The following is a 23012-nucleotide window of genomic DNA, read 5'->3' as shown; positions in this document are numbered from 1 at the left end:
AGTGCATGACGCAAGTCACGGTGAAAGAACTGGCCCAAGTGGTCGATACACCGGTGGAGCGCCTGCTGCTGCAGATGCGCGAGGCGGGATTGCCGCACACCAGCTCCGAGCAAGTTGTGACTGACAACGAGAAACAGGCTCTGCTGGCCCATCTCAAGAGCAGCCACGGCGAACGCTTGGAAGAGCCGCGCAAGATTACCCTGCAGCGCAAGACCACTACCACGTTGAGGGTTGCTGGCAGCAAGACGATCAACGTTGAAGTCCGTAAGAAGAAGACTTACGTCAAGCGCAGCCCCGACGAGATCGAGGCTGAGCGTCAGCGTGAGCTCGAGGAGCAGCGCGCAACGGAAGAAGCCGCTCGCCTGAAGGCCGAGGAAGAGGCGCGTCAGCGCGCCGAAGAGGCTGCCCGTCGCGAAGCGGATGCGCGTGCGAAGGAGGCGGTTGAGCCTGCCAGGGCCGACGCCCCGGTTGCGGCCGCCGAGCCTGTAGCCGCTCCTGCAAGTGCCCCGGTAGCCGCTCAGGCCGGTGCTGCTGCGCCGGCTGCAGCTGCAGCTGCCGCAGATCGCAAGAAGGAAGCGCCGCGTCCTGAGCGCGCTCGCGACGAAGATGATCGCCGCGACCGCAAGCACGCGCAGCACCGTCCTTCGCTCAAGGAAAAGGAAAAGGCTCCGGCTCCCCGCGTTGCCCCGCGCAGCACCGAAGAGGAAAGCGATTCCTTCGGTCGTCGTGGTGGGCGTGGCGGCAAGTCCAAGCTGAAAAAGCGTAACCAACATGGGTTCCAGAGCCCAACAGGACCTATCGTGCGTGAAGTCAGCATTGGCGAGACCATCACCGTGGCCGAACTGGCCGCACAGATGGCAGTCAAGGGCGCCGAAGTCGTCAAGCTCATGTTCAAGATGGGCACTCCGGTGACCATCAACCAGGTGCTCGATCGCGAGACCGCTCAGTTGATCGCCGAAGAGTTCGGCCACAAGGTCAAGCTGGTCAACGAGAACGCCCTTGAAGATCAGCTGGCCGAATCCCTGAAGTTCGAAGGTGAGGTTCTGACGCGTGCGCCGGTCGTGACCGTCATGGGTCACGTCGACCATGGCAAGACCTCGCTGCTGGACTACATCCGCCGAACCAAGGTGGCCAGCGGTGAAGCCGGCGGCATCACCCAGCACATCGGTGCCTACCACGTTGAAACCGATCGCGGCATGGTGACCTTCCTCGACACCCCCGGCCACGCCGCGTTTACCGCGATGCGTGCCCGTGGTGCCAAGGCCACCGACATCGTCATCCTGGTGGTGGCGGCTGACGACGGCGTGATGCCGCAGACCATCGAAGCCGTGCAGCACGCGAAAGCGGCCGGCGTGCCGATCGTGGTTGCGGTCAACAAGATGGACAAGCCCGAAGCCAACCCGGACAACATCAAGAATGGCCTGGCCGCGCTGGATGTGATTCCGGAAGAGTGGGGCGGCGATACCCAGTTCGTACCTGTGTCGGCCAAGGCCGGTACCGGTGTTGAAGATCTGCTTGAGGCCGTGCTGCTGCAGGCCGAAGTACTGGAACTCACCGCAACTCCGTCGGCCCCTGGCCGTGGCGTAGTGGTCGAATCCCGCCTGGACAAGGGCCGTGGCCCGGTGGCTACCGTGCTGGTACAGGACGGTACCCTGCGTCAGGGCGACATGGTTCTCTGCGGCGTCAACTATGGTCGCGTTCGCGCCATGCTTGACGAGAATGGCAAGCCGGTGAAAGAAGCCGGTCCGTCGATCCCGGTCGAGATCCTTGGCCTGGACGGTACGCCGGACGCCGGTGACGACCTGACCGTGGTTGCCGACGAGAAGAAGGCCCGCGAAGTCGCGCTGTTCCGTCAAGGCAAGTTCCGCGAAGTCAAGCTGGCTCGCCAGCAGTCCTCGAAGCTGGAGAACATCTTCGAAAGCATGGGCCAGGACGAGAAGAAGACCCTCAACATCGTGCTCAAGTCCGATGTGCGTGGTTCTCTCGAGGCCCTGCAGGGCGCCCTGTCCGACATCGGCAACGAAGAAGTCCAGGTACGTGTTGTTGGTGGCGGCGTAGGTGGTATCACCGAGAGCGACGCCAACCTGGCGCTGGCGTCCAACGCCGTGCTGTTCGGCTTCAACGTGCGTGCCGATGCCGGTGCGCGCAAGATCGTCGAGCAGGAAGGTCTGGACCTGCGCTACTACAACATCATCTACGACATCATCGAAGACGTTAAGAAAGCACTGTCCGGCATGCTGGGCAGCGAAGTCCGGGAGAACATCCTGGGTATCGCCGAGGTGCGTGACGTGTTCCGCTCGCCGAAGTTCGGCGCGGTCGCTGGCTGCATGGTTACCGAGGGTCTGGTACACCGCAACCGTCCGATCCGCGTACTGCGCGACGACGTGGTGATCTTCGAAGGCGAACTGGAATCCCTGCGCCGCTTCAAGGACGACGTGTCCGAGGTGCGTGCCGGCATGGAGTGCGGTATCGGCGTGAAGAGCTACAACGACGTCAAAGTCGGCGACAAGATCGAAGTCTTCGAGAAGGTCCAGGTGGCGCGCACGCTGTAAGTGCCGCGCTAGCCACAAGCCGGGAGCCAGGAGTTGGAAGCCATCGCTTTCCACTCCTGGCTTTCGGCTTTTAGCGTTCATGAGTGAAACGAAATGGCTAAAGAATACAGCCGTACCCAGCGCATCGGCGACCAGATGCAGCGCGAACTGGCGCTGCTGATCCAGCGTGAAATCAAGGACCCGCGCCTGGGTCTGGTGACCATCACCGCGGTCGATGTGAGCCGTGACCTGTCCCACGCCAAGGTGTTCATCACCGTGATGGGCCAGGACGACAATGTCGAGAAGGTCAAACTGAACCTCGACATCCTCCAGGATGCCGCCGGTTTCCTGCGTATGCAGCTGGGCAAGGCGATGAAGCTGCGCAGCGTTCCGCAACTGCATTTCCATTACGACGCCAGTATTCGCCGGGGTGCCGAGCTGTCTGCGCTGATCGAGCGCGCGGTTGCGGAAGACCGCAAGCACCCGGGCAGCGACGGAGAGTGATGGCGTGGCCCAGGTAAAACGTATTCGCCGCAATGTCAGCGGCGTGCTGATTCTCGACAAGCCTCGCGGCATGAGCTCCAACGCTGCGCTGCAGAAGGTCCGCTGGTTGCTCAATGCCGAGAAGGCGGGGCACACCGGCAGCCTCGATCCGCTGGCGACAGGCGTTCTGCCGTTGTGCTTTGGCGAGGCGACCAAGTTCTCCCAGTACCTGCTGGATGCCGACAAGGGATACGAAACCCTGGCCCAGTTGGGTGTCACCACCACCACCGGCGACGCCGAGGGCGAGGTGCTGGAGCGTCGCGAAGTGACCGTTGGTCGTGAGGAAATCGAGGCGCAGCTGCCGCGTTTTCGTGGCGAAATCAAACAGATACCGCCGATGTACTCGGCACTGAAGAAGGATGGCCAACCGCTCTACAAGCTGGCGCGCGCTGGTGAAGTAGTGGAGCGTGAGGCGCGTTCTGTTACTATTGCGCGCCTGGAATTGCTGGCCTGTGAAAACAGCCAGGCAAGATTGGCCGTAGCCTGCAGCAAAGGCACCTATATCCGCACTCTGGTCGAGGATCTCGGTCAGGTCCTGGGATGTGGGGCGCACGTCGCGGAGCTGCGCCGGACCCAGGCGGGCCCCTTCGCACTGGCCCAGGCCATCAGCCTGGAAGCCCTGGAGAAGGCCCATGCCGAAGGCGGCAATGAGGCATTGGACCAGTTCCTCCTGCCGGTCGACAGTGGCCTGGAGCACTGGCCGCTGATTCAGCTGACTGAGCACAGCGCCTACTACTGGCTTCACGGCCAGCCGGTGCGGGCTCCGGAAGCGCCGAAGTTCGGAATGATGCGAGTACAGGATCACACCGGTCGCTTCATCGGTATCGGTGAAGTGAGCGATGACGGGCGCGTAGCGCCGCGTCGACTGATTCGGTCGGAATGACCGATCCGAGGGTGGCTGTTAATAGGCACGGTCACTCCTCTCTTTTGAACGCGGGGCGAAGGTCCCGGCCTATTACCTCAGAGGAAGCCCATCATGGCACTGAGCGTTACTGAAAAAGCCCAGATCGTTAACGAGTACAAGCAAGCTGAAGGCGATACCGGTTCTCCGGAAGTGCAGGTTGCCCTGCTGACCGCCAACATCAACAAGCTGCAGGATCACTTCAAGGCCAACGGTAAAGATCACCACTCCCGTCGTGGTCTGATCCGCATGGTTAACCAGCGCCGCAAGCTGCTGGACTACCTGAAGGGTAAGGACACCTCTCGTTACAGCGCCCTGATCGGTCGTCTGGGTCTGCGTCGCTAAGCGACACAGACGCGCTTGAAGCTGGAAACCGGAAGCTGGACATCGTTCCAGCTTTCGGCTTTCCGGCTTCAAGCTTTTTCAGGGATTGATTCGGGTCCGACTCCCGCCACTCCCACGATTTCCCCCAAGGCAACACAGAGAAGGAAAACACCGTGAACCCGGTAATCAAGAAGTTCCAGTTCGGTCAATCGACCGTTACCCTCGAGACTGGCCGTATCGCCCGTCAAGCTTCCGGTGCCGTTCTGGTCACCATGGACGAAGACGTCACCGTACTGGTGACCGTGGTTGGCGCCAAGCAGGCCGACCCAGGCAAGGGTTTCTTCCCGCTGTCCGTTCACTACCAGGAGAAAACCTACGCAGCCGGACGCATCCCCGGTGGCTTCTTCAAGCGTGAAGGCCGTCCTTCCGAGAAGGAAACCCTGACCTCGCGCCTGATCGACCGTCCGATCCGCCCGCTGTTCCCGGAAGGTTTCCTGAACGAAGTTCAGGTCATCTGCACCGTGGTATCCACCAACAAGAAGACCGATCCGGACATCGCTGCCATGATCGGTACCTCTGCCGCCCTGGCCATTTCCGGCATCCCGTTCAATGGCCCGATCGGCGCCGCTCGCGTGGCCTACCACGAAGAAACCGGCTACCTGCTGAACCCGAACTACGAGCAGCTGAAAGCCTCCGCCCTGGACATGGTCGTTGCCGGTACCGAAGACGCCGTGCTGATGGTTGAATCCGAAGCTCAAGAGCTGACCGAAGATCAGATGCTGGGTGGCGTTCTGTTCGCCCACCAGGAATTCCAGTCCGTGATCAATGCGGTCAAGGAATTCGCTGCCGAAGCTGGCAAGCCGAGCTGGAACTGGAGCGCGCCTGCCGAGAACACCGCTCTGCTCAGCGCTATCAAGGCCGAGTTCGGCGAGGCCATCTCCCAGGCTTACACCATCACCATCAAGCAGGACCGCTACAACCGCCTGGACGAGCTGCGTGACCAGGTCATCGCCCGCTTCGTTGGCGAGGAAGAAGGTCAGTTCCCGGCTGGTGAAGTGAAAGACGCCTTCGGTCTGCTGGAATACCGCACCGTTCGCGAAAACATTGTTAACGGCAAGCCGCGTATCGACGGCCGTGACACCCGTACCGTCCGTCCGCTGAAGGTCGAAGTCGGCGTGCTGGACAAGACCCACGGTTCCGCCCTGTTCACCCGTGGCGAAACCCAGGCCCTGGTCGTTGCCACCCTCGGCACCGCCCGTGACGCCCAGCTGCTGGACACCCTGGAAGGCGAGCGCAAGGACGCCTTCATGCTGCACTACAACTTCCCGCCCTACTCGGTGGGTGAGTGCGGCCGTATGGGCAGCGCCGGTCGCCGCGAAATCGGCCACGGTCGCCTGGCCCGTCGTGGCGTTTCCGCCATGCTGCCGAAAGGCGACGAGTTCCCCTACACCATCCGCGTTGTGTCGGAGATCACCGAGTCCAACGGTTCCAGCTCCATGGCTTCCGTCTGCGGCGCCTCGTTGGCCCTGATGGACGCTGGTGTGCCGATGAAGGCGCCGGTTGCTGGTATCGCCATGGGCCTGGTCAAGGAAGGTGACAAGTTCGCCGTCCTGACTGACATCCTGGGTGACGAAGACCACCTGGGCGACATGGACTTCAAGGTAGCCGGTACCGCCAAGGGTGTGACCGCGCTGCAGATGGACATCAAGATCAACGGCATCACCGAAGAGATCATGGAAATCGCCCTGGAGCAGGCTCTGGAAGCGCGCCTGAACATCCTTGGCCAGATGAACCAGATCATCGCCCAGTCCCGTAGCGAGCTGTCGGCCAACGCTCCGACCATGATCGCGATGAAGATCGACACCGATAAGATTCGCGACGTCATTGGCAAGGGCGGCGCCACCATCCGCTCGATCTGCGAAGAGACCAAGGCCTCCATCGACATCGAAGACGATGGCAGCGTGAAGATCTTCGGCGAGACCAAGGAAGCTGCCGAGGCTGCACGTCAGCGCGTCCTGGGCATCACCGCTGAAGCCGAAATCGGCAAGGTATACGTGGGCAAGGTCGAGCGCATCGTCGACTTCGGCGCCTTCGTCAACATCCTGCCGGGCAAGGATGGTCTGGTGCACATCTCGCAGATCAGCGACAAGCGCATCGACAAGGTCACCGACGTGCTGCAGGAAGGCCAGGAAGTCAAAGTCCTGGTTCTGGACGTGGACAACCGCGGCCGCATCAAGCTGTCGATGAAGGACGTAGAAGCCGCCGAGGCTTCGGGCGTCTGATAATCGCCAGTCGATGAAAGAGAGGGCCCCTTGCGGGCCCTCTTTTTTTGCCTGGACAATGGCGAACCGCCATCGTGCCTGGAACAGTCATGGACAAGACGCTCTGCCAGTACCACCCCGCCCAACCCTCGACCTGGCAGTGCGTGCCGTGCCAGCGCTACTTTGGCGATTGTTGTATCCCGCTCAACTCGGACGCCCCGGACGACAGCCCGGTCTGTCCGCTGTGCCGCTCCGAGTTGACCTTCCTTGGCGCGGCCAATACCGCCCAACCGTTCTGGGAACGTTTACCACGGTTCTTTGCCTATGGCCTGCAGGCCAACCCGCTGGCCTTCTGCGCGCTGCTCGCCCTGGCCGGCCTGTTCATGCCGCGCTCGCTGATTCTCTGGGTCGCCCTGCTCAGTGTGGCCACCAAGTACTTCCACAGCGTGATCGAAGCGAGCAGTGAAGGCGCACGGGAGGCACCTGGCCTGGTCAGCGCCTTTACTGGCGAGGGTCTCTCGCTGTTCTTCAAGCAGATGCTGATTTTCATCATCGCCTTCGGCGCGCTCTGGCTGGCGGCGGACTTCCACAGCGAGACGATCTTCTGGGGCGTGAACATCGCCATCGTCCTGTTGCTGCCCGCCAGCATCATTCGCCTGGCACTGAGCAAGGAACTGGGGGCGGCGCTCAGCCCTGACCAGGTGGGCGAAGTGATCAAGGCCATGGGCTGGCGCTACCTGATCCTCTGTGCGTTCCTGTTCATCCTCTGGCAGTCCCCCAGCTACGTGGCCTGGATGCTTTCCGGGGGCCTGCCCAAGGTGGTCCTGGTACCGATAGCCACCTTCCTGTTTGGCTACTTCGGCGTGGTGATGTGCAACATGATGGGCTACGCCGTCTTCCAGTATCAGGGCGCCCTGGGGTTCGCCGTTGCTGAAGAAGGAACCCAGCAGGGATTGCCGGAGAACGACTGGCGTCGCCGCAGGGCGCTGGCCGAAGCCGAGATTCGCCTCAAGGAAGGGCAGAGTGACGGCGCATTGGAAACCCTCGCCAACGCGTTGCAGCGCGATCCCGATGATCTGCGCTTGAACGAGCGTTACCACCAATTGCTGTTCGGTCTGGGGGCTCGCGAGCGTTGCCTGCGCCACGTGGATCACTACCTGCCGCTGGCCGCGCGCCAGACCCCCGCTCTGGCCGCTACCGCGTTGCTCAATGCCCGTCAGTTCAAGGACGACTTTCTGCCGGCTGAAGCGCTGGTCTGCGAGCAGGTGGCTGCCGCCCTGCTGGATCGCCACAAGGTGCGTGAAGCCCTGAGCCTGCTGCGCAACCTGCACCAGCGCTTCCCCGACTACCCCCACATTCCCCGCGCCTACCTGCTGGCCGCCCGCGGTTTTACCGAGGGCCTTGGTCAGCTGGATTCGGCGCGGAAGCTGCTGGCCTACATCCGCGCCCGATACCCGGCTTCGCCACTGCTGGACCAGGTCGCGGCGCTGGAGGGAACCATCGCCAAGTTGAGCGACGCCGGCCGTTGAGCGCGATTTCATCGTGCAGTCTGCAAGGGAGCCGGCGGGCGAACTTGCAGACTGCACGTAAACGGTGGTGTTTTTCTGCGGCTAACTATCTGATTTCCGGTGTTTTTTCATTCTTCTAAAAGCTGGCACAGGCCTTGCCCCATTCCTTGTGAGCCTGCAGCCAGGAGCTTGCTGCAGATGTTCCGAAGTAGAGAGGAGAACCACCTCATGAAACAGTCTTTCACCCAGTGGACCTTTGCCGCTGTCACTGCCGCCGCCATCAGCCTGCCGTTCGCTACTGGCGCCTACGCAGAAACCAGCGGACACCCCATGCTGGCCGCCAGCAACACCGTTCAGAAGGCCGAAGAGGCTGTCTCGGACACCTGGATCACCAGCAAGGTCAAATCCACCTTCCTGGCTGACAAGAACCTCAGCGGCATGGACATCAAGGTCGAAACCAACAAGGGCGTGGTTGCACTGTCCGGCGTGGTGAAGACCGATGCCGAGCGTGACCTGGCCATCGAAACCGCCAAGAACATCAAGGGCGTTAACGCGGTTTCTGCCGACGGCCTGAAGTCCTCTGAGTGAACCCCCGGGCCGGGCCTCTCTGGTGAGGCCCGGTCGCGCAGAGGAGAAAGCATTACCCGCATTCGCTGGGCTTTTCTTTGTCAGCGTGCCAGGTGCTGCTGGTAAAGCGCCAGTTGGCGGGTTTGCTCCGCCTCGGGGAAGGCCCGGCGCAGGTACTGAAGGAGTTCGCCGACCCCGCGCAGATCCTGGCGCTGTCCCAATTGCTTGGCCAGCTGCAGGGTCAATCCGGGGAGCTGTGGCGGCAAAGGGTTCGTCTGGCAGAGACGGCGCCAGGGTGCCAGGGCACGGGGGCTGTCACCGGCCTTGAGCAAGCGCTGCAGCAGGTGCAGGAGCACGGCCGGATGCTGCAGCAGCCGTTGCTGCGGGTCGGCGACATCATCGGCGAGCTTCTGCAGCAGAGGAAGTGATGCGGTCTGTTCCGGCAGGCTGAACAACTGTTTCAAAACCGCGCCCAGCAGGGCTTTGTCCTGCCGGCTTTTGGCCAGTGGATAGCATCGCTCCAACAGCTCCAGCCGGCCAGGATAGCGTTGCAGCAGGTCGAGCCCGCGCGGAGCGGCCTGATCGAGGGTGAAACGACCTATCAATTGGTCCAGGGCTGCTAGTTCACGTTTGAAGGGAGCGTCGGGGTCTTCTTTGTTCAGGTAGGCCTTGTCGACCTTGATGAAGCCCACCCGATGCAGTAGCCATGTGGCGAGGAAACCGAAGGCGAGCCCACCCAGGTGGGCGTAGTAGTTGACGTGATCATCGGCCAGCAGGACGCCATACAGCTCTTTGCCGAGCCACGCGGGGAATATCCACAGGGCGGGTGCCTTGAAGTAGCCAATCAGCGGGCCAAGCCAGTAGAAGAACTTGATCTTGCGCAGGCCATAGACACCGATGGTCATGCCCATCAGGCCGGAAACCGCTCCCGAGGCGCCGACGCCAGACACCCAGACCGGGTCCAGTGCCCACCAGAGCAGGTGCGAGGCGAGGCCGCTGGCCAGATAGAGGCCGAGGTAGACCCAGCGCCCCAGGGCCGCCTCCAGGGCAAAGCCGCAGATGAACAGGAACACCATGTTGCCCAGCAGGTGGTCGAAGCTGCCATGCAGGAACATGGCGCCGAACAGCCCCTGGACGCTGAACTTGTTGGGGATGAAGCCGAAGCGTTGGGCGCTGATCCTGTCCCGCGCTTCTTCAGCCTTCTGCCGCGCCTGCTGCCAGGCGGGATCGGCCTGGTAGGCCGGTGAACGGTGCAGCCAGTCTTCGAATTCGAGGTCATGGAGAATGATCGTTGCCAGGTCCTGGCGGCGCAGGCCGTCGAGTGCGCGACGGTGGTCGGCATCGTACTTCTCGCGTTCGGCACGATGATCGATGAACAGCGCGCGCTCGCGGTTGAGCAGGCCGCCATCCAGATAAAACTGCCGGGCCTCCTCGACCCGCACCTGGTCGCCACCCTGGTAGACGATGTAGATCAGGGTGTTGAGCAGGATCAGCAGCAGGGTGATGACGGGCGGGCGTCGCCAGTCCAGGGGTTGATCGGCAGGCAGGATGATCATGGCCAGCGGCTCAGTTGCGCTTGCTGTCGATTTCGCTGAGGCGGCCGCCCACGAATCTCAGGTAGTGATACATGCCGTTGGTGGGGCCGTAGACCCATTCTTCTACCTGCATCTCCTGGCGGCCGCTGGCGGTTTCCGAGTAGCCGATGAAGTCGCGGGAGGCGGGGTCACCGCACTTGCGCTGCACTTCGACACTGCGGTCCCCCAGGCTGACCAGCTTGCTTTCACAGCGGAAGGTGCTGGCATTGGCCTGGGAGGCCAGGAGAAGGGAGGCTGCGAAGGCGCAAGCAAGGGCTTTCATGGGGCGGGCATCCTGTCCGGGGGTATACAAGGCGCAGAGCCTAGCATTCCGCCCGAGAAGCTGTCAGTTGCCGCGTTTGCTGTCGATATTGCGCAGTCGATTGCCCTCGAAACGGAGGAACTGGTACATGCCGTTGCGCGGGCCGTAGACCCATTCCTCGACGCGCACTTCGTTGCGCCGGTAGTACTCGTCGACCACTTCCTTGTAGCCCAGATCGGCGCGACTCACTGGCTCTCCGCACTTGTCCAGCACTTCACTGGTGGTGTCATCGAGGCTGATCAGGTTGCTGTTGCAGCGCAGGGTCGAGGAAGCCTGGGCATCGACCAGACCCAGGAGCAGGAACAGGCATAGGAACGCGCGGAGTTTCACGGGGGATTCCGAAGTGCGGGGAGAAGGCTACAGCCTACACCGGGCGTTCCGGGGCGTCAGCGGCTGCGCCGGGTTTCGATGCGTACCAGCCGATTGCCTTCGAAAGTGAGGATGCTGAGCATGCCGTTGTTGGGTCCGTACACCCATTCCTCGACCGTGAACTCGCGGCGGTCGTAGGAGCCCAGGGTATAGCCGACCTGATCGCGGTGCACCGGTTCGCCGCACTTCTGCAGGACTTCGAAGGTCCGGTCACCAATGCTGATCAGCTTGCTGCCGCAGCGCAGGGTCTCGGCCCCGGCCGGGGTGGCCAGGGTGAGCGCGAGCAGGGCGAACGGCAGCATGCGCATGAGGGGCTCCTACTCGCTGTCCAGGTGCAGCGGAGTGATGACTTCACCGGCCTGGTTGGGGTCCACCAGGCTGACGTCGAGCAGGAAGATACGGTCATCGGCAAGGCCGCCACGGTCCACCAGATAGTCTTTGATGGTGGCGGCGCGGGCCTGGCCCAACTGGCGCAGCAGCAGGTCGCTCTGGGCCCAGGAAACCAGTACCGCGTCGCGCAGCTTGGCCGTGCGCTGCTCGCTGTCCAGTTCCTTCCACTCAGCGGGTGGCTGCTGTTTCAGGCGGGTGCGGTAGATGCCTTCCAGCATTGGCGCCTTCTCGTCCTCCGGAACCTCGATCTGCCCGGCTTCGGCTGGCACCTTGTCGCCACGGCGCTGGGCGATCTTGTAATAGGTGCTCTGGTACTCGCGCTGCAGGCGTTGCTCGGCCAGCAGCGGGCCGTCGGCGGCCTTGGCACTGGCGCCTTCCACCTCCAGGCGCAGGGTCGGGCGCTTCTTCAGCGCTTCCGCCAGGGTGTCCAGGGACTTCTGTGCTTCCGCGTCCAGTTCGCTGCTACCGGCCGGGAAGGGCACCTGGCCAAGATCCTCGCTGCTACCGCCGACCAGGCCGGCCACGAAATTGAAGGGCGCCTGTACGGCACGGAGCACCAGGTTGCGCAGGGTCTGCCAGACGATGGGCGCCACGCTGAACTGCGGATCATTGAGGTTGCCGGCCACCGGCAGTTGGATGTCGATCTTGCCTTCGGTGTCCTTCAGCAGGGCCACTGCCAGGCGCACCGGCAGGTCTACGGCGTCGGGGCTGGAAACCTGTTCGCCGAGCTGCAGTTGCTCCAGCACCAGGTGGTTGTCCGCCTTCAGCTGGCCTTTCTCGATCTGGTAGTGCAGGTCCAGATTCAGACGGCCTTTGCGAATGCGGTAGCCAGCGAATTTGCCGGAGTAGGGCGTCAGGGTGGTCAGCTCGACGCGCTTGAAGCTGGTGGCGATGTCCAGGCTGTCCAGCGGATCGAAGGGGTTCAGGCTGCCCTTGATGGTCACCGGCGCATAGCGGTCCACCTTGCCGTTCACCGCCACCTTGGCCGGCTTGGGATTGCGGTTGTCCAGGGTGCCGATCTCGCCGTTGAGCTGCTGGATGGCGGTGGCGAAGTTCGGCGTCAGGCTGAAGTCCGCGAAGTTGGCCGAGCCGTCCTTGATCTCGATTCCGCCAATGCGGATACCCAAGGGCTTGCCGGCCGGTTCAGCCGGTTTGGCGGCCGTGTGGGCGGTCGCGTCCGCCGGCTGCTTGATCACCAGGTCACTGGCATTGGTGGTCAGGTCTTCGTTGATGATGAAGCGAGCATAAGGCTGGCTCAGGCTCAGCTTGTCGATGTTCAGGCTGTCGCCATGCTGGTAGTTGAGGCCGTCGGCCAGCAACTGCTGCCATTTGACGAAGTCACGTTCCTTGATGGTGTCCAGGGTGTGCAACTGGTTCACCAGGGCGCGGCCCGTGATACCAATCGCCAGCGGCTCGGTGCTCTTGAGGTCGACGTTGAGGTCGCTGTCGAGCATGCCACTGCGCAATTCCAGGTGCACGAGCGGGCTGAGATAGGCTTGGGCCACACGCAGGTCGATGTCGCGGGTCTGCACTTGCAGCTTGGCGGTGGTGGGCTTGAGCTGGACCTGGCCCACGGCCTGTATCTTGCCCTGCTTGCCCAGACCGGTGTCGAGGCTCAGGTTGAAGGGCGATTCACCGCGACTGTCGAAATCCTTGAGGTCCAGGTTCAGCGGACCGAGTTCGAGTTGCACCGGGTCTTTCGGCACCCGGTCGGCCAGATGCACCTTGTAGCCGCGTAGCTGGGCATCACGCAGCAGGACCACCCAGGGGTTGCCGGGCACGGCCTTGGCATCGGTTGGCTCGGTGGCCAGCTTCTCTTCGGCCTTGGTGGCCGGCTTGGCTTCGCTGGCGAAGAGCTTCTGCCAGTCCAGCTGGCCGTCCGTCTCGCGGGCAGCCCAGGTCTCCAGGTTCTGGCTGTGGATCTTGCCGATCACCACCTCCTGCTTGACCAGGTCCAGGGAGCTGTCGCTGACCTCCAGCACCTCCAGGTTTACCAGGGGCCGGTTGTCCGGCGCCTTGATGGCGAACGGCGCGACCTTGATCCAGATCTTTTCCAGGTTGAGCTGGGTGCCCTCGGCCAGGTTCAGCCTGTAGTCGGTGGACAGGCTCACCACGCCCTTCTCAAGGACCAGCGGCACGGCATCGCGGACATAGGGCCAAAAGCCTTTCATCTGGCCGTCGGTGAGCTTTAACTGACCGCTGGAGCTGAATGGCACCAGGCTGATCTGGCCTTCCCAGTCGATGCGCCCGCCGTACGGCCCGGTCGCCACCAGCGACATCTCGGCATTGTCGTCGGGCAAGGTGCTGAGGTTGTGCAACTCAAGGTTCAGGGAGTCGTAGACGAATTCGATGGCCTCGCTGGGGCGCAGATCCTCGAAGTGCAGGCCACCTTCGCTCAGCTTGAAGCGATCGATGCGCAGGGGGAACGGCTCGCTCGCCGGCTCTTCCGGCTTGGGCTCGCTGGGTGGCAGCTTGAACAGCTGGGTCAGGTTGAGCGTGCCGTCCTTGGCGAACAGCACCTGGGTGGTCGACTTGTCCAGTTCCACGTCCGCCAGGTGCAGGGCGCCGGACCAGAGGCTGTCCAGCTGCAGGTTGGCATAGAGGCGTTCGAAACCGGCCTGCTCGGTCTTGTCGTCACCGATGTGCAGGCCCCAGAGCGTCAGCTCCAGGCTGAAGGGATTGAGCTGGATGCGTTCCAGGTGCGCGGGGACTGTGGCGTACTGGGCCAACTGCTGGTTGGCCACCCGCAGGGCGACCCCGGGGATGATCAGAAAACCAAGCAGGCTGTAGAGGGCTACGACGATCAGCAGGGCGCAGGCGGCCCGTTTCAATCCTTTGTACATGAGGCGTCAACTATCCCGGCAAAGAGTGCCTTGGATTATGGCACGGCCTCAGGGTTCCGCCTGACGGGTGGCTCTCGTTATTGAGCGGCCTTCAAAGCTGCAGGACCAGGGTCTTGAGCGGTGGGCGCGCATCCTGGGAGGGGAAGTCGGTGGCGGGCGCCAGTTGCTGGCAGTCACGCACGGGGCGGCCCAGCTTGTGCGCGCAGCGCAGCACCTGCTCGCGCCACTCCTCCATGGGCACCTTGGCCAGGTTGTTGTTGCATATCAGCACGCCGTCGTCTGCGGTTGCCAGCAGGGCCGGCTTGAGCAGGCTCTGGTAGTCGCGCAGGAGGTCCACGGTGCCGAAGGCACTTTTGGCCCAGGCCGGCGGATCGAGGAACACCAGGTCGAACTGGCGCTGTTCCAGGCGCGGGTAACTGGGCAGCTTCTGGCCGTGGCGGCGCGCGATGGGCAGACCGGCCAACTGGCGAATGGCTGGGAAGTAGTCGGACTGCACGAAGTGCATGGGCGGCAGCTCCGGGTTAAGGGCCCCATTTTCGCGGCCGGCCGCCAGGTTGCCTTCGGCGAAGTCCAGGTTCCAGACCTCGCTGGCGCCGCCAGCGGCGGCACAAAGGCCAATGCCGCAGGTGTAGGCGAAGAGATTGAGCACCGACTTGCCGGCGCTGTGGTCTTTCACCCAGCCGCGGGCGTTGCGCAGATCGAGGAAGAGCAGCGGGTCCTGGCCGGCGTGGCGTCCGCGCACCCGGTAGCTCAGGCCCCACTCGTGGCCCACCAGGTCTTCCAGGGCAGCGTCTTCGGCCTGATAGACCGGGTCGCGGCGATCGATCCGCGAATTGCCCTGTGAGCGGTCGTTGTAGACCAGCAGCAGTTTCTCGCCGAGGAACACCTCCACGGCGGCGACCAGTGCCAGCAGGGACTCGCGCTCCAGTGGCTGGTGGAAGCTTTGCACCATCAGCTGCGGGCCATAGCGGTCGATGGTCAGGCCCGGAGCGCCTTCCTGGCTGCCATGGAACAACCGGTAGCAGTCGGTGCCCTGGGCATGGAGCGCGGCCAGCAGCGTGTGGCGGTTATCGAGCGCGGCGCGCAGCGCCTGGAGGAGAGCGGAGGACATGCGCGGCGTCTCGTAAAAAGGGGCGCGCAGTTTAACAAAGCGAATCTGTCGTGGGGGCGTCGGCAGAAGCGGACCGCCCTCCGGCCAAGTGTTCAGCGGGGCGGCAGGCCCATGCGGCGGCGCGCGCGATGGACGGCACCATTGCGCATGGCCCAGCGCAGCAGCGGTGCCACGCGCCAGACCAGGTCCCGCACGACACGACGTTGCCAGGGGCGCTGGTGCAGGCCGAGCATGGCGCTGGCCCAGTCCGGCAGCAGGTCGATGCCGGCCTGCATCATCAGGATGCTGAAGGGCCTGGCCATGGCGCTGGGGGCTGGTGCGCCGAGGAGGATGCGCACCACCTCCAGGCTGCGCTCGTCACAGCGCAGCTGCGGGCGCATGGCGTCGAGATAGTCCGCCACTTCCTGGCGGGATTTCGGCACATTGCGGGCCCCCAGGCGCTCGGCCACCCGGGCGATCTCGGCGTAGTAACGGTCCTGGTCTTCGCCGGACAGGTGCGGGTTGAGGTAACGCAGGTGGGCCTTGAGGAAGCAACTGACCTCGGCCACGTGTACCCAAGTCAGCAGGTCCGGGTCACTGGCGGCATAGGGGCGGCCGTCGGCAGCGGTGCCCGTCACGTGCGAGTGAATGGTGCGTACCTTGTCGATCAGCCAGTCGGCGTCCTTGCGGGTGCCATAGGTGGTGCCGGAGATGAACTGGCCGGTGCGGCGCAGGCGGCCGAGCATGTCCTGGCGGAAATTGGAGTGGTCCCAGACGCCGGAGAGTGCCAGGGGATGCAGCATTTGCAGGAGCAGGGCGCTGATGCCGCCGATCATCATCGAGGTGAAATCGCCGTGGACCTTCCAGGTCAGCGAGTCCGGGCCGAACAGGCCGGGGTCTCCCTTGGGGTTTTCGAAGTCGAGTTGGCCAAGGGCGAGACCGGTGAGGCCGATGATCTGGCTTTCTATGCGGCGGCGGATGAATTCCATGGGGGAGCGCTTCCAGGCGAAAGGCGCCAGCTCCCGAGGGGGGCTGGCGCCTTGGCGGGTCTTACTGATTGAGGCGTTTGTCGATGAGGTTCTGCACCACCGACGGGTCGGCCAGGGTGGAGGTGTCGCCGAGGTTATCCAGTTCGTTGCAGGCGATCTTGCGCAGGATGCGGCGCATGATCTTGCCGGAGCGGGTCTTGGGCAGGCCCGGTGCCCACTGGATCAACTCGGGTTTGGCGAAGCTGCCGATCTCCTTGCTGACCATGGCCAGCAATTCCTTCTTCAGTTCCTCGGTGGGCTCCAGGCCCTTCATCGGTGTAACGAAGGCATAGATGCCCTGGCCCTTGAGGTCGTGCGGGTAGCCCACCACGGCGGCTTCGGCCACCGCGTCGTGCAGCACCAGGGCGCTCTCTACCTCGGCGGTGCCGATGCGGTGGCCGGATACGTTGATCACGTCATCGACGCGGCCGGTGATCCAGTAGTAGCCGTCCTCGTCGCGGCGGGCGCCGTCGCCGGTGAAGTAGTAGCCGGGGTAGGCGGAGAAGTAGGTGTCGATCATCCGCTTGTGATCACCGTAGACGCTGCGGATCTGGCTCGGCCAACTGGCCTTGATCGCCAGTACGCCCGAGCCAGCACCGTCGATTTCCATGCCCTTCTCATCCAGTAGCACCGGCTGCACGCCGAAGAAGGGGCGGGTGGCTGAACCCGGCTTGAGTGCAGTGGCGCCGGGCAGCGGGGTGATGAGGATGCTGCCGGTTTCGGTCTGCCACCAGGTGTCGACGATGGGGCAGCGGCGGTCGCCCACCACGTTGTAGTACCACTCCCAGGCTTCCGGGTTGATCGGCTCGCCGACGCTGCCGAGCAGGCGCAGGCTGCTGCGCGAGGTCTTCCTCACCGGCTCTTCGCCTTCACGCATGAGCGCGCGGAGTGCGGTGGGGGCGGTGTAGAAGATGTTTACCTGGTGCTTGTCGATCACCTGCCAGAAGCGCGAGGTGTCCGGGTAGTTGGGCACGCCTTCGAATATCAGGGTGGTGGCGGCGTTGGCCAGCGGGCCATAGACGATGTAGCTGTGGCCGGTGACCCAGCCCACGTCCGCGGTGCACCAGTAGATATCGCCCTCGTGGTAATCGAACACGTACTTGTGGGTCATCGCTGCGCCCAGCAGGTAGCCGCCGGTGGTGTGCAGCACGCCCTTGGGTTTGCCCGTGGAGCCTGAGGTGTAGAGGATGAACAGCGGGTCTTCGGCGTCCATCCACTCCGGCGGGCAGTCCTCGCTGGCGTCATGCAGGGCCTCGTGGTACCAGAGGTCGCGCCCTTCGGCCCAGTCGATCGTGCCCTGGGTGCGCTGCACCACCACCACCGAAGACACGTTAGGGCAGTCCTTCAGCGCCTTGTCGACGTTCTGCTTCAGCGGCACGTACTTGCCACCGCGTACGCCTTCATCCGCGGTGATCACGGTGCGGCAGTCGGCATCGAGGATGCGGTCGCGCAGGGCGTCCGGGGAGAAACCGCCGAACACCACCGAATGCACGGCACCGATGCGTGCGCAGGCCAGCATGGCATAGGCCGCTTCGGGGATCATCGGCATATAGATACAGACCCGGTCGCCTTTCTTCACGCCACGGCTCTTCAGCACGTTGGCCAGACGCGCGACGTGGCTATGCAGTTTGCGGTAGGTGATCTGCGCGGATTCGCCGGGGTTGTCGCCTTCCCAGATGATGGCTACCTGTTCGCCACGTTGCTCCAGGTGGCGGTCGATGCAGTTGTAGGCGACGTTCAGCTTGCCGCCCTTGAACCACTCGGCCTCGCCTTTCGCGAGGTCACTGCGGTGCACCTGGTCCCAGGGCTTGAACCAGGTGAGGAAACTGGTGGCCTGCTCGCCCCAGAACAGCTCGGGCTGTTCGATGGACTGCTGGTACAGGCGTTGGTAGGCATCGTTGTCGATGAGGGCGTGCTTGCGCACAGCGTCTGGCACGGGGTGAAGGCTGATCTCGTACATGGCGGGTCCTTGTTGTTGTAAAGCCGAGATGGCGACAAGGGTGCATCCAAGCCGCTGCCGGGTTCAAGGGTTGTCCATGGAGTTTTGAGCGCCGACCCCGCCGAATCGTTCAGCGTCGTGGGTACTCCAGCTGTGTCGCGACTAGTCGGGCGTCGTCGCTCGAGCGCAAGGCGCAAAGGCGCAAAGGGCAGGGTTCGGCAACGAATACAACCTGCGCCGGGCGTTCGTGCAGGCACTGGCGCTGACACCGAGCGAGCAACGTCAGTGATTCTGTCGGTAGGTCGGGATTCGCGAATGAATTCGCTCCCACAAGGCACGAACTGGCCTGTGGGAGCGATTTGGGTCAGCCGCGATGCCGGGCGCGGAAGAAGTCGATCAGGCCCTGGGTTGAGCCATCTTCGGCCGGGGCGTCGTCCTGGCCGGTCAGGCGCGAGTAGATGCCCTTGCCGAGTTCCTTGCCCAGTTCCACGCCCCACTGGTCGAAGGCGTTGATGCCCCAGAGCACGCTCTGCACATAGACCTTGTGCTCGTACATGGCGATCAGCGCGCCCAGGCGGCGCGGGCTGATGCGCTCCATCACCAAGGTGTTGCTCGGACGGTTGCCGGGCACCATCTTGTGCGGCACCAGGCGTTGCACTTCTTCCTCCGGCAGGCCTTTGGCGCGCAGTTCGGCCTCGGCTTCCGCGCGTGACTTACCCAGCATCAGCGCCTGGCTCTGGGACAGGCAGTTGGCGAACAGCCATTGATGGTGGTCGGCCACCGGGTTGTAGCTGGAAACCGGAACGATGAAGTCTGCGGGGATCAGCTGTGTGCCCTGGTGCAGCAGTTGGTGGTAGGCGTGCTGGCCGTTGCAGCCGACGCCGCCCCAGATCACCGGGCCCGTGCCGGCGCTGAGCGGCGCGCCGTCCTGACGCACGCTCTTGCCGTTGGACTCCATGTCCAGCTGCTGCAGGTGGTCGGTGAAGTTACGCAGGTAGTAGTCGTAGGGCAGGATCGCGTGGCTGCGGGCGCCCCAGAAGTCGCCGTACCAGACCCCGAGCAGGCCCAGGACGACCGGAATGTTGCGATCGAACGGGGTGCTCTGGAAGTGCTGGTCCATGCTGTAGGCGCCGGACAGCAGTTCCTTGAAGTTGGAGATGCCGATGGACATGGCGATCGGCAGACCGATGGCGGACCAGAGCGAGTAGCGTCCCCCGACCCAGTCCCACATGGGGAAGATGTTCTCTTCGCGGATGCCGAAGGCCACCGCCGCTTCCTTGTTGCTGGAAACGGCAATGAAGTGGCGGTACAGCTCTTCCTCGCTGCCACCCTGGGCCAGGTACCAGGCGCGGGCGGCCTGGGCATTCTTCAGGGTTTCCAGGGTGCCGAAGGATTTGCTGGAAACGATGAAGAGGGTGGTTTCCGCGTTCAGGCGGCAGGCCAGTTCGCGGAATTCGCTGCCGTCGATATTGGCCAGGTAATGGCAGCGTACGCCTTTCTGGGCGAACGGCAGCAACGCTTCGGAGACCAGCTGCGGGCCAAGGAAGGAACCGCCGATGCCGATGTTCACCACGTCCGTGATGGGTTTTTCGGTGTAGCCCCGCCACAGGCCGTTGTGCACGTAGCCCACCAGTTCGGTCATCTGGTGCAGCACGCGGTGCACTTCGGGCATCACGTCGATGCCATCCACTTTCACCTTGTCGCCGATCGGGCGGCGCAGGGCCGTGTGCAGGGCCGGGCGGCGTTCGGAGGTGTTGATGACGTCACCCCGGAACATGGCCTTGATGGCATCGCCCAGTTGCGCTTCCTCGGCCAGCTTGACCAGCAGGGCAAGGGTGTCGGTGCGGATCAGGTTCTTCGAGAAGTCCAGCAGCAGGCCGCTGGCGCTGAGGCTGAATTGCTTGAAGCGCTCGGAATCCTCGGCGAAGGCCTCGCGCAGGCTGAAGCCGGCAAGGTCTTGGCGGTGCTGGTGAAGTGCGGTCCAGCTGGGCAGTTGGGTGACATCGAGCGGCGTCAGGTGGTGATCCATGGCGTACCTGTGTGCGACGTATGAAAAAGCCCGGAAGGGTCCGGGCTTCGGGTCAGGCAGTGTTCCGGTTTCAGGCAACCTGTACCGGAATCGCGTTGCTGGTGTGGCTGAGTTCGTTGCCCGGAGCCATGTACAGCATACGCGGTTTGAAATTGGCCAGTTCGGCTTCGCTGTAGTGGGCGTAGGCGCAGATGATCACACGATCACCAACCTTGGCCTTGTGCGCTGCCGCGCCGTTGACCGAAATCATCCGCGAGCCGTTTTCGGCGCGGATGGCATAGGTGGTGAAGCGTTCGCCGTTGTCGACGTTGTAGATCTGGATCTGCTCGTATTCGCGGATGCCGGAGAGGTCCAGCCATTCACCATCGATGGCGCAGGAGCCTTCGTAATCGAGCACGGCGTGGGTGACTTCGGCACGGTGCAGTTTGGCCTTGAGCATGATGGCGTGCATGGCTTTTCCTCGTCGGGATGCGGGCGGCGGCTGAGTTTGCCCGAACCCCCGTGGGGGTTCAAGGCTGCGGCAGGCGGCGGATCAGGCTTGCGCTTCGAGGTTGAAGGCAAGGTTGTCGATCAGGCGGGTGTTACCCATGAAGGCGGCGCCCAGAATGACCAGGTGCTGGTCCTGGCTGCCTGCGGGGCGCAGGTTCAGCGCTTCGCGGACTTCCAGGTAGTCAGGGCGGAAACCGGCCTTGGCCAGTTCGGCCTGGCCTTCCTGCTCCAGCGCGGCGAAATCGCGGCGGCCCTGGCGGATGGCCACGGCCAGTTGCTGCAGGGTGCGGTAGAGCGCAGGCGCTGCCGCGCGTTGGGCCTCGTCCAGGTAACCGTTGCGCGAGGAGAGCGCCAGGCCGTCGTCGGCTCGAACGGTGGGTTCGCCCATGATCTGGATGGGCATGTTCAGGTCGCGAGCCAGCTTGCGAATCACCGCCAGTTGCTGGAAGTCCTTCTCGCCAAACACCGCGAGGTCGGGCTGGACCATGTTGAACAACTTGCTGACGACCGTCGCGACGCCTTCGAAGTGACCGGGACGACTACCGCCGCAGAGACCATCGGAGACCAGTGGGACATTGACGCGGGTCTGACCTTCCATGCCGTCCGGGTACATCTCCTCCACGTCCGGGTGGAATAACAGTTGGCAGCCGGCAGCGACCAGTTTCTCCTGGTCGGCGACGAGGGTACGCGGGTACTTGGCAAGGTCTTCGCTGGGGCCGAACTGTAGCGGGTTGACGAAAATGCTGGCGACCACGAAATCGGCGCGCTGGCTGGCCTTCTCCACCAGGGCCACATGCCCGGCGTGGAGGTTGCCCATGGTGGGCACGAAGCCGATGCGCTTGTCTTCGCTGCGTGCACGGGCAACGGCGGCACGCAGTTCGCGGACGGTCTTGACGGTGATCATGCGGAGAATCCGTGTTCAGCAGCAGGGAAGGTAACGTTCTTGACGGCGTTGACGTAGGCCGCCAGGGCAGCCTGGATGCTGGTCTGGCCTTCCATGAAGTTCTTCACGAACTTGGGGGCGCGACCGGTGAGGGAGAGGCCCAGCATGTCGTGCAGGACCAGTACCTGGCCGTCGGTGGCGCTGCCGGCGCCGATACCGATGACCGGGATCTTCACCGACTGGGTGATTTCGGCGGCCAGTTCACTGGGGACGCACTCCAGCAGCAGCATGGCGGCGCCCGCCTGCTCCAGGGCCATGGCGTCGGCGCGCAGCTGGCGCGCCTGGGCTTCCTGGCGGCCCTGGACCTTGTAGCCACCGAGGATGTTCACGGCTTGCGGGGTCAGGCCCAAGTGGGCGCAGACCGGAACACCGCGCTCGGCCAGCAGGCGGATCGGCTCGGCCAGCCAGGCCGCGCCTTCCAGCTTGACCACATGGGCGCCAGCCTGCATCAGGGCGGCGCAATTGGCGAAGGTCTGCTCGAGGTTGGCGTAGGCCATGAACGGCAGGTCGCTGATGATCAGCGCGCCCTGGTTACCGCGCTTCACGGAAGCCGTGTGATAGGCCATATCGGCCATGCTGACCGGCAGTGTGCTGTCATGGCCTTGCAGGACCATGCCAAGGGAATCACCCACCAGCAGCACATCCGCGCCGGCCTGGCAGGCCGCCTGAGCGAAGGTGGCGTCGTAGGCTGTCAGCATGGCGATCTTCTCGCCTTTCAGCTTGAGCTCTTGCAAGGTGGTCAGGGTCACATCAGGCATGAAAACGTCCTCATCGGCGCCGGTTTGCACCGGCGCGGGGCAACGGGACGCTTATAGTCCCGATGGGGGGGCATGAAGTCAATTGCAGGTGTTACCGACCTGTTACGGCGTTACCGCCAGGTTGGGCAGACGCTCGAGGCCTTCAAACGGGCAGGCGTCCAGCAGGGCTTGCAGCGGGCGCCCATCGGGCAGTTGCAGGTCGCCGGCGATCTCCGCCAGGGGGTAGAGCACGAAAGCGCGGGCGTGCATGTGGTAATGCGGCACCTGCAGGCGAGGCTCTTCGATCTGGCGCTGGCCGAACAGGAGGATATCCAGGTCCAGGGTCCGCGGGCCCCAGCGCTCGTCCTTGCGTACGCGTCCCTGGGACAGCTCGATGGCTTGCAGGGCATCCAGCAACTGGAGCGGCTCCAGTTCGGTATCCAGGGCGGCGACGGCGTTGACGTAGCGCGGCTGGTCCGGCGGGCCGAGCGGGTCGCTCGTGTAGAGCGATGAAACCGTTGCGAGCCGGGTATGCGGTAGCTCGCCCAGCGATGCCAAGGCACCACGCAGCTGGGAAACAGGTTCGGCGAGATTGCTGCCGAGGCCGATGTATACGCGATCCAT

At 63.6% G+C, this 23012-nt stretch carries 20 protein-coding genes; 7 read left to right on the top strand and 13 right to left on the bottom strand.

The features are described 5' to 3' along the window. Nucleotides 1–5: 5 nt before the first annotated feature. The 7 genes from infB (at nt 6) to THL1_RS24365 (ending at nt 8656) form a co-directional block, all read left to right on the top strand. A complete protein-coding gene (gene infB / locus THL1_RS24395) occupies nt 6–2552 on the top strand; it encodes a translation initiation factor IF-2 (RefSeq protein WP_069085646.1) in 2547 nt (848 codons plus the stop codon). Between the two features lie 93 nt (nt 2553–2645). Next, on the top strand, nt 2646–3035 hold the full coding sequence (rbfA, locus tag THL1_RS24390; protein WP_069085645.1) for a 30S ribosome-binding factor RbfA: 390 nt from the start codon (nt 2646–2648) through the stop codon (nt 3033–3035). 4 nt (nt 3036–3039) lie between these two features. Then, complete coding sequence (truB, locus tag THL1_RS24385) at nt 3040–3957, top strand: tRNA pseudouridine(55) synthase TruB (protein WP_069085644.1); 918 nt, start codon at nt 3040–3042, stop codon at nt 3955–3957. A gap of 93 nt (nt 3958–4050) precedes the next feature. Then, the gene (gene rpsO / locus THL1_RS24380; RefSeq protein WP_016494768.1) at nt 4051–4320 is read left to right on the top strand and encodes a 30S ribosomal protein S15; all 270 of its coding nucleotides are present in this window, start codon (nt 4051–4053) and stop codon (nt 4318–4320) included. 152 nt (nt 4321–4472) lie between these two features. Next, entirely contained in the window at nt 4473–6581 is a 2109-nt protein-coding gene (gene pnp / locus THL1_RS24375; protein WP_069085643.1) for a polyribonucleotide nucleotidyltransferase, read from the top strand. Nucleotides 6582–6670: 89 nt separating this feature from the next. Continuing rightward, entirely contained in the window at nt 6671–8089 is a 1419-nt protein-coding gene (locus THL1_RS24370; RefSeq protein WP_069085642.1) for a hypothetical protein, read from the top strand. Nucleotides 8090–8296: 207 nt separating this feature from the next. After that, entirely contained in the window at nt 8297–8656 is a 360-nt protein-coding gene (locus tag THL1_RS24365; RefSeq protein WP_069085641.1) for a BON domain-containing protein, read from the top strand. 80 nt (nt 8657–8736) lie between these two features. On the opposite strand, the gene THL1_RS24360 is transcribed toward THL1_RS24365, so the two are convergent. The 13 genes from THL1_RS24360 to folK form a co-directional block, all read right to left on the bottom strand. Next, nucleotides 8737–10191: a rhomboid family intramembrane serine protease gene (locus THL1_RS24360; protein WP_069085640.1), complete on the bottom strand. Its 1455-nt coding sequence runs from the start codon at nt 10189–10191 to the stop codon at nt 8737–8739. 10 nt (nt 10192–10201) lie between these two features. Next, the gene (locus THL1_RS24355) at nt 10202–10492 is read right to left on the bottom strand and encodes a DUF2845 domain-containing protein (protein ID WP_069085639.1); all 291 of its coding nucleotides are present in this window, start codon (nt 10490–10492) and stop codon (nt 10202–10204) included. Between the two features lie 63 nt (nt 10493–10555). Then, a complete protein-coding gene (locus THL1_RS24350; protein ID WP_069085638.1) occupies nt 10556–10861 on the bottom strand; it encodes a DUF2845 domain-containing protein in 306 nt (101 codons plus the stop codon). 56 nt (nt 10862–10917) lie between these two features. Then, nucleotides 10918–11208, bottom strand: coding sequence for a DUF2845 domain-containing protein (locus THL1_RS24345; protein ID WP_069085637.1), 291 nt, complete (start codon nt 11206–11208; stop codon nt 10918–10920). A gap of 9 nt (nt 11209–11217) precedes the next feature. Then, the gene (locus THL1_RS24340) at nt 11218–14133 is read right to left on the bottom strand and encodes a DUF748 domain-containing protein (RefSeq protein WP_069085636.1); all 2916 of its coding nucleotides are present in this window, start codon (nt 14131–14133) and stop codon (nt 11218–11220) included. Between the two features lie 91 nt (nt 14134–14224). Continuing rightward, on the bottom strand, nt 14225–15244 hold the full coding sequence (locus tag THL1_RS24335; RefSeq protein ID WP_069085635.1) for a class I SAM-dependent rRNA methyltransferase: 1020 nt from the start codon (nt 15242–15244) through the stop codon (nt 14225–14227). 92 nt (nt 15245–15336) lie between these two features. After that, the gene (locus tag THL1_RS24330; RefSeq protein ID WP_069085634.1) at nt 15337–16212 is read right to left on the bottom strand and encodes an oxygenase MpaB family protein; all 876 of its coding nucleotides are present in this window, start codon (nt 16210–16212) and stop codon (nt 15337–15339) included. 61 nt (nt 16213–16273) lie between these two features. Then, complete coding sequence (gene acs, locus THL1_RS24325; protein ID WP_069085633.1) at nt 16274–18211, bottom strand: acetate--CoA ligase; 1938 nt, start codon at nt 18209–18211, stop codon at nt 16274–16276. Nucleotides 18212–18554: 343 nt separating this feature from the next. Continuing rightward, nucleotides 18555–20219, bottom strand: coding sequence for a glucose-6-phosphate isomerase (gene pgi, locus THL1_RS24320; protein WP_069085632.1), 1665 nt, complete (start codon nt 20217–20219; stop codon nt 18555–18557). 70 nt (nt 20220–20289) lie between these two features. Beyond that, nucleotides 20290–20670 (bottom strand): aspartate 1-decarboxylase, encoded by a 381-nt coding sequence (gene panD / locus THL1_RS24315; RefSeq protein ID WP_028630028.1) that lies wholly within the window; start codon nt 20668–20670, stop codon nt 20290–20292. Between the two features lie 81 nt (nt 20671–20751). After that, complete coding sequence (gene panC / locus THL1_RS24310) at nt 20752–21612, bottom strand: pantoate--beta-alanine ligase (RefSeq protein WP_069085631.1); 861 nt, start codon at nt 21610–21612, stop codon at nt 20752–20754. After that, the gene (gene panB, locus THL1_RS24305) at nt 21609–22409 is read right to left on the bottom strand and encodes a 3-methyl-2-oxobutanoate hydroxymethyltransferase (protein ID WP_069085630.1); all 801 of its coding nucleotides are present in this window, start codon (nt 22407–22409) and stop codon (nt 21609–21611) included. The genes panC and panB overlap by 4 nt, the downstream gene beginning before the upstream one ends. Nucleotides 22410–22511: 102 nt before the next feature. Continuing rightward, complete coding sequence (folK, locus tag THL1_RS24300) at nt 22512–23012, bottom strand: 2-amino-4-hydroxy-6-hydroxymethyldihydropteridine diphosphokinase (RefSeq protein ID WP_069085629.1); 501 nt, start codon at nt 23010–23012, stop codon at nt 22512–22514.

The sequence above is a fragment of the Pseudomonas sp. TCU-HL1 genome (genome assembly GCF_001708505.1).
Classification (GTDB): Bacteria; Pseudomonadota; Gammaproteobacteria; order Pseudomonadales; family Pseudomonadaceae; genus Metapseudomonas.
This window is presented reverse-complemented; position numbering and strand designations above follow the sequence as displayed.

What these genes read in the sequence shown, in the direction of transcription:
- folK (WP_069085629.1), bottom strand. Translation starts at nt 23,012, where the DNA reads ATGGATCGCGTATACATCGGCCTCGGCAGCAATCTCGCCGAACCTGTT.
- rpsO (WP_016494768.1), top strand. Translation starts at nt 4,051, where the DNA reads ATGGCACTGAGCGTTACTGAAAAAGCCCAGATCGTTAACGAGTACAAG.
- infB (WP_069085646.1), top strand. Translation starts at nt 6, where the DNA reads ATGACGCAAGTCACGGTGAAAGAACTGGCCCAAGTGGTCGATACACCG.
- rbfA (WP_069085645.1), top strand. Translation starts at nt 2,646, where the DNA reads ATGGCTAAAGAATACAGCCGTACCCAGCGCATCGGCGACCAGATGCAG.
- THL1_RS24365 (WP_069085641.1), top strand. Translation starts at nt 8,297, where the DNA reads ATGAAACAGTCTTTCACCCAGTGGACCTTTGCCGCTGTCACTGCCGCC.
- THL1_RS24370 (WP_069085642.1), top strand. Translation starts at nt 6,671, where the DNA reads ATGGACAAGACGCTCTGCCAGTACCACCCCGCCCAACCCTCGACCTGG.
- THL1_RS24360 (WP_069085640.1), bottom strand. Translation starts at nt 10,191, where the DNA reads ATGATCATCCTGCCTGCCGATCAACCCCTGGACTGGCGACGCCCGCCC.
- acs (WP_069085633.1), bottom strand. Translation starts at nt 18,211, where the DNA reads ATGTACGAGATCAGCCTTCACCCCGTGCCAGACGCTGTGCGCAAGCAC.
- THL1_RS24355 (WP_069085639.1), bottom strand. Translation starts at nt 10,492, where the DNA reads ATGAAAGCCCTTGCTTGCGCCTTCGCAGCCTCCCTTCTCCTGGCCTCC.
- THL1_RS24345 (WP_069085637.1), bottom strand. Translation starts at nt 11,208, where the DNA reads ATGCGCATGCTGCCGTTCGCCCTGCTCGCGCTCACCCTGGCCACCCCG.
- pgi (WP_069085632.1), bottom strand. Translation starts at nt 20,219, where the DNA reads ATGGATCACCACCTGACGCCGCTCGATGTCACCCAACTGCCCAGCTGG.
- THL1_RS24340 (WP_069085636.1), bottom strand. Translation starts at nt 14,133, where the DNA reads ATGTACAAAGGATTGAAACGGGCCGCCTGCGCCCTGCTGATCGTCGTA.
- panB (WP_069085630.1), bottom strand. Translation starts at nt 22,409, where the DNA reads ATGCCTGATGTGACCCTGACCACCTTGCAAGAGCTCAAGCTGAAAGGC.
- THL1_RS24330 (WP_069085634.1), bottom strand. Translation starts at nt 16,212, where the DNA reads ATGGAATTCATCCGCCGCCGCATAGAAAGCCAGATCATCGGCCTCACC.
- panD (WP_028630028.1), bottom strand. Translation starts at nt 20,670, where the DNA reads ATGCACGCCATCATGCTCAAGGCCAAACTGCACCGTGCCGAAGTCACC.
- THL1_RS24335 (WP_069085635.1), bottom strand. Translation starts at nt 15,244, where the DNA reads ATGTCCTCCGCTCTCCTCCAGGCGCTGCGCGCCGCGCTCGATAACCGC.
- panC (WP_069085631.1), bottom strand. Translation starts at nt 21,612, where the DNA reads ATGATCACCGTCAAGACCGTCCGCGAACTGCGTGCCGCCGTTGCCCGT.